This is a genomic window from Streptomyces sp. NPDC085931, assembly GCF_044540565.1.
GTDB lineage: Bacteria > Actinomycetota > Actinomycetes > Streptomycetales > Streptomycetaceae > Streptomyces.
In genome coordinates this window covers 1-3,675 of the sequence record NZ_JBITSK010000030.1, presented here as the reverse complement: position 1 = coordinate 3,675, position 3,675 = coordinate 1, and the positions used below count along the sequence as shown (strand labels likewise).

Genomic DNA, 3,675 nt, shown 5'->3' with positions numbered 1-3,675 from the left:
CGGCGCTGGGGCGGGGGGGGGCGCGGCGGGGGGGGGCCCCGGGGGGGGGGGGGGGCCCCCCCCCCCCCCCCCCCCCCCCCCGACCCCAGTCCTGAAAGCTTCTTGTGATCGGTCAGGGCTGCAGCGAGACCGTGAAAGGCGAGGAAGTGTGAGCCCTTTCGCTCGTATCGGACGGCGAGGCGGCGGTAGCCGAACAACCAGGCGATCGACCGCTCGATCTTTGGCCGCGTCCCATCGGATCCGGCCTTCGGGAGTTGGGGCACGAGGTGGAAGCGGGCGGTGTGGTACGGGACGGCCGCCTTGCCCTTGCCGGTCCGGCAAGGGGAGCCCCCGGGGGGCGAAGTCGCACTACCGGGGCAGGTCTGCGGGTCGTGCTGGCTGATCAGCTCAGTGCTGGAAGCCGTCTTGCCGCCGGGTGGCATGCAGGGAGCCGAGCAAGTGCAGGGAGTGGGCGCTGGGACTGCCCGGTTCCGCGTGGTAGATGACGAGTTGCTGGCCGGGTGCCTCGCGTACGTCGAACGCCTGGTAGGTGAGCGTGAGCGGACCGACGTCCGGATGGAGGAAGTGTTTGGCGTCCCGCGTCTTGCCTCGCACGGTGTGGGACTGCCACAGGCGCGCGAAGTCCGCGCTGTGCTCGGTGAGGGTGCCGACGAGTTCGCGCAGCCGCGGGTTGTCCGGTTCGAAGCCGGTCGCCTCACGGAGGTTGGCGACGGTGGCTTGTGCCGCCCGGTTCCAGTCCGTGTAGAAGGTACGGCCGGCCGGGTCGAGGAAGGTCATGCGGGCGAGGTTGTCCGCCGGGGTGAACGCCGAGTAGAGGGCCTGCGCCAGCGCGTTGACCGCGAGGAGGTCGAGGGTTCGGTTCATGACGAACGCCGGGGTATGGGAGTAGCCGTCCATCAGCTGTCGCAGGGCGGGGCTGACGCGGGCGGTGCGGTGCGGCGAGAGCCGGTCGCCGGGCGTGGCCCCGGCCAGCCGGTACAGGTGCGCCCTGGCGTCCTCGTCGAGGTGCAGCGCATGACTGAGGGCCTCGATCACCTGGGGCGAGGGGTTGCGTTCGCGGCCCTGCTCCAGGCGGGTGTAGTAGTCGGCGTTCACTCCGGCCAGGACGGCGACCTCCTCGCGGCGCAGCCCGGCGACTCTGCGGGTCCCGTGGCTCGGCATCCCGACGTCGTGCGGGCGCAGGGCGGCGCGGCGTGCGCGCAGAAAGTCCCCCAGGTGGTTGTCGTCCATGTCTTCAGGCTAGGCGGCGCGCCGGTGGGCTGCATGGGTGTGGTGCACCCAGGGAGCATGCGTCCTGGTAGGTCGCCGCTCACCTGCGCAGACTCGGTGGAGCGGGAGAGACCGCACCGTTCGAGGAGAGGGGTCGCCATGGCCGCGATCGAGGACGACCACGTGGATGTGGTCGGTATGTGGGTGACCGACGACCGGTACATCCGGCAGGAGCTGCTGCCGGACGGCCGTTACGACGAGGCTCGCGGCGAGCGGGCCAGCGCGTACACCGGCCGTTACACGGTCACCGGTAACCACCTGGACTACGTCGACGACACCGGGTTCACCGCCACGGGGGACATCCGCGACGGAGTGCTCTACCACGAACACCTCGTGCTGTACCGGGAGTCGAGCCCGTCGCAGCAGAACGGCGAGCGTAGCCGGACGACGGGGCTCGAGCAGTAGCCGCTGCGGTCGGGGAGACCGGCTCCTCGTGGGAGCGGACCGACTGCCGAGGCAGGCAGCAGTCGCTGACAGACGTATCGAAGGCAAGGGAAGGACCGTATTCATGAGCGGACGACGTCTTGAGGGAAAGGTGGCCCTGATCACGGGTGCGACCGGTGGGATCGGTGCGGCGACCGCCCGACTCTTCGCCCAGGAGGGCGCCCGGCTGGTGATCACCGATGTGACCCCGGAACCCCTCCAGAAGCTGGCGCGGCGCATCGAGGCAGGTGGCGCGGAAGTGACGACCGCCCGCCTCGATGTCTCCTCCGCCCGGGAATGGGAAGAGGTGACGGCCCTCGTACGCGATCGTTTCGGTGCGCTGGACGTGCTGGTGAACATCGCCGGAATCCTGGACTGGCCAGGTGTCGAGGACACGCGGGAGGAGATGTGGGACCGCGTGATCGACGTGAACCAGAAAGGCACCTGGCTCGGTATGAAAGCGGCGATGCCGCTGCTGCGAGCCAGCGGCAACGCGTCGGTGATCAACACCTCGTCCGTGCTCGGCCTGGTCGGCAGCGGCGCGGCCGCGGCCTACCAGGCGTCGAAGGGCGCGGTGCGCCTGCTGAGCAAGACGGCCGCGGTCGAGTACGCCCAACAGGGCGTGCGGGTCAACTCGATACATCCCGGAGTAGTCGCCACCCCGATGATCGAGGACCTCCTGCAGGAACAGGGCGACCAGCAACCGGACATCCAGCGCACCCCCATGCGCCGAGCCGGCCGCGCCGACGAGATCGCCACCGCCATCCTCTTCCTCGCCGGCGACGACTCCTCCTTCGTCACCGGCTCGGAACTCGTCGTCGACGGCGGCCTCACCGCACACTGAACGACCCGCCCGCCGGGCGTCCACGACACCCCCCGTGCGCACGCCCGGCAAGCGCGCCCATCTCCTGTGCCGTCCGCCCCGTGAGTGCGTGACCGCACACCAGCCCAGACATCCGACGCGGGAAACCGCGCGCCCCCGATCCCTACGAGAGGCCCTCATCATGACGTCCACCGCCGCGTCCGCCGAAGCATCCGAGTTCGCCGGGAGGACCGCCCTGGTCACCGGCGCCGCGCGCGGCGTTGGTAAGGAGACCGTGGCACTGCTCCACGCCCGCGGCGCCCGCGTCGTCGCCGTCGACCTGCGCCCCGACGTCACGACCCTGCAGGACGAGTTCCCCGGCGTCCTCGCGATGCGGGGCGACATCACGCGGGAGGAGACCGCCGTCCACGCAGTCCGCTCGGCGCTGGACACCTTCGGAGCACTGGACATCCTGGTGAACAACGCCGGCCGCACCCTGAACAAACCCGTCACCGAAACCACCGCCGAAGACTGGGACAACGTGATGGCCGTCAACGCCCGCGGAGCCTTCCTCTGCGCCCGAGAAGCCTTCCGAACGATGCAGAGCCGGGGCGGCGGGAGCATCGTCAGCACCGGGTCCTACGCCGGCACCGTCGCCCTGCCCGAAGGCGCCGCCTACAGCGCGTCCAAAGGCGCCCTGGCCCAACTGACCAAGGTGCTCGCCGTCGAAGGCGGACCATGGGGCATCCGCGCCAACCTTGTCGCCGCAGGCGTCATCGAGACCGACTTCCTCGACACGATCCGCCCGGACAGCCGCGCCTACCTCGCATCGTTCGCCGACGCCCAGCCCCTGGGCCGAGTCGCACAACCCGAAGAGATCGCCGAGGTTCTCTGCTTCCTCGCCTCACCGCGCTCGAGCTTCATCACCGGAGCCGTGATACCCGCCGACGGCGGCTTCACCGCCGTCTGACGTGCGGCGATCAGCACGGTGTCCTTGCGGAACCACTGGCGCGGCTGCAGCGAGAGCCGGTCCCAGATGGTCGATGATCCGGTCGGCAGTCGACTTGAACACCCCGGACAGCGACGCTAGTGCCGCATCAGGCAACGTTCGCCCTGTCGACCACGGCTCGTAGTCGTTGATCGGCGGCGTGACGGTTTCGCCAGATGATGTAGCGGCGAAT

General features: G+C 70.0%; 4 protein-coding genes and 2 pseudogenes. 3 read left to right on the top strand and 3 right to left on the bottom strand.

The window, feature by feature from the left end; all coding sequences use genetic code 11:
- Window positions 1-387: 387 nt before the first annotated feature.
- Window positions 388-1,230, bottom strand: a complete 843-nt coding sequence (locus ACIGAN_RS35550; RefSeq protein WP_399863684.1) for a helix-turn-helix transcriptional regulator — start codon at window positions 1,228-1,230, stop codon at window positions 388-390.
- Window positions 1,231-1,368: 138 nt separating this feature from the next.
- Between ACIGAN_RS35550 and ACIGAN_RS35545 the strand changes: the two genes are divergently transcribed.
- The 3 genes from ACIGAN_RS35545 to ACIGAN_RS35535 all read left to right on the top strand — a co-directional run bounded on the left by ACIGAN_RS35545 (window position 1,369) and on the right by ACIGAN_RS35535 (window position 3,464).
- Window positions 1,369-1,674 (top strand): Atu4866 domain-containing protein, encoded by a 306-nt coding sequence (locus ACIGAN_RS35545; RefSeq protein ID WP_399863682.1) that lies wholly within the window; start codon window positions 1,369-1,371, stop codon window positions 1,672-1,674.
- Window positions 1,675-1,777: 103 nt separating this feature from the next.
- Window positions 1,778-2,536, top strand: coding sequence for an SDR family NAD(P)-dependent oxidoreductase (locus ACIGAN_RS35540; RefSeq protein ID WP_399863679.1), 759 nt, complete (start codon window positions 1,778-1,780; stop codon window positions 2,534-2,536).
- 160 nt (window positions 2,537-2,696) lie between these two features.
- Window positions 2,697-3,464, top strand: coding sequence for an SDR family NAD(P)-dependent oxidoreductase (locus ACIGAN_RS35535; protein WP_399863677.1), 768 nt, complete (start codon window positions 2,697-2,699; stop codon window positions 3,462-3,464).
- A gap of 8 nt (window positions 3,465-3,472) precedes the next feature.
- Here ACIGAN_RS35535 and ACIGAN_RS35530 read toward each other — a convergent pair.
- Window positions 3,473-3,617, bottom strand: a pseudogene (locus tag ACIGAN_RS35530) (IS5/IS1182 family transposase); the annotation flags it as partial.
- Window positions 3,592-3,675: pseudogene (locus tag ACIGAN_RS35525) on the bottom strand (transposase); the annotation flags it as partial. The pseudogenes ACIGAN_RS35525 and ACIGAN_RS35530, both read right to left, overlap by 26 nt.